The 1,659-nt window shown below is 42.6% G+C and carries 2 protein-coding genes and 1 pseudogene; all 3 read left to right on the top strand.

Annotated features, from left to right (window positions below):
- A partial coding sequence (locus tag ABID23_RS07915; RefSeq protein WP_354190947.1) for a helix-turn-helix transcriptional regulator occupies positions 1-146 on the top strand: 146 nt, incomplete at its 5' end.
- Between the two features lie 97 nt (positions 147-243).
- Positions 244-1,129: pseudogene (locus ABID23_RS07910) on the top strand (DUF7146 domain-containing protein).
- Positions 1,126-1,659, top strand: a 534-nt coding sequence (locus ABID23_RS07905; protein ID WP_354190945.1) for a DUF3987 domain-containing protein, incomplete at its 3' end; no start/stop codon positions are given. The pseudogene ABID23_RS07910 and the gene ABID23_RS07905, both read left to right, overlap by 4 nt.

The following is a 1,659-nucleotide window of genomic DNA, read 5'->3' as shown; positions in this document are numbered from 1 at the left end:
TGAGTGTCTCAACTTTCCGCCGTCATGTTACTAATGGATCTTTACCAAAACCTTTAAAATTTGGTTTTTTATCCCGTTGGTTACAATCGGATCTTATCAATGTTATCGAGCAAGCAAAACAGCAACGTCATAACGACGTGGCATAAAAAAACCTTGTCACATAAGGACGGACAAGGCTTTTCATTTTCACACCTTATATGAATAGCACAATCCGTCCTGTGACGCAACGTTATAGGATTTAAAATGATGTGTTCTTTTAAGAATGCGCAAGGTATCACACGTGCTTTGCGTGGAGTTTGGCATGGGCGTTATGGAACAGCCCGTTGCCCTGCTCATGATGATAGACTGCCTAGCTTATCCCTTGCCAATGGACATGATGGGCGTCTTTTACTGTATTGTTATGCTGGCTGCTCTTTTAGAGAAAGCATACAAGCGCTCATTAGAATTGGCTTGCTTGGAAAACAAGCCTTTTTGATAAAGCTTATGGTTACACGCTCTCTTTCTCAAAACAGTTTTGTGCTGATCTCAAACGAGTAAAACAGAAAGCAGAGAGAGCAAAAGCCATTTGGCAACAAAGCCAACCAATCAAAAATACTTTAGCAGAAACCTATTTACGTATGCGGGGTATTACATGTGATTTGCCTGCTGATTTACGCTTTCATAGCAAATGTCCACACCCCTCTGGGGTTACACTGCCCGCGTTGGTGGCTCTTGTTAAGGGTGCTGGCTCCTTTGCCATTCATAGAACCTTTTTAAAAGACAATGGCTGTAAACCAGCAAAAGCCATGTTGGGATCTGTAATGGGTGGTGCTGTGCATTTAAGCCAAGGTAATCCAAAAAATCTGGTCATTTGTGAAGGTATTGAAACCGGTCTGGCTCTGCTGTCTGGGTTGTTACCAGAGCCCGTTGATTTATGGGCGTCCCTTTCAACCCATGGCATGAGACATGTGAATTTACCTCCTAAAAAGGGCGTTTGACAGTTGCAATGGATGGCGATGATGCGGGTCGTAAAGCAGGTTTTACCCTCGCTGCGCACGCTTATAGCTATGGCTTTGAAGTCTTTATGATGCAAGCCCCAAAAGGAACCGATTTGAATAACGTATTACTTTCTAGAGGGAGGAAAATATGAAAGAAAGTGAAGTAAAATACGACAATCAAAATGTTTCATTCAATGATAACGATAATGTTTTTTTAACTGATAAGACTTGTTTAGAAGCCATTCCTTATAAGCAAGCATTGCAACAAAACGGTTGGGGGGAATTAAAGCCTATCACGGCGGCTCTCTTACCCGTCGAGCCTTTTGACCCATTACAGCTCCCCATGCCATTCATGGATTATGTTTATGACGTTTCAGAGCGTCAACAAGCCCCTATGGATTTTATTGCTGTCTCTGCTCTCTGTGCCTTGGCTGCTGTCATTGGTAATGGCGTGCGGGTTGCCCCAAAACAACATGATGATTGGATTGTGGTACCTAATCTCTGGGGCACTCTTATTGGTCAATCGTCAACATTCAAAACACCAGCCATGAAAGCCGCTTTAGCGCCTATCACTTGCCTTCAAAAGGAATGGTATAAAGACTGGTTAAAGCAGAAAGAAAAACAAGAAATTGAAGAGAGATTTGAAACTTTAGACAAACGAGAAAAGGAAAGGCAAGCCAAT

Origin of the sequence: Bartonella silvatica, from assembly GCF_040545155.1 — a bacterium.
GTDB lineage: Bacteria > Pseudomonadota > Alphaproteobacteria > Rhizobiales > Rhizobiaceae > Bartonella > Bartonella silvatica.
Note: the sequence above shows the minus strand (reverse complement) of the source record. Positions and strands in the feature narration are given on the sequence as shown.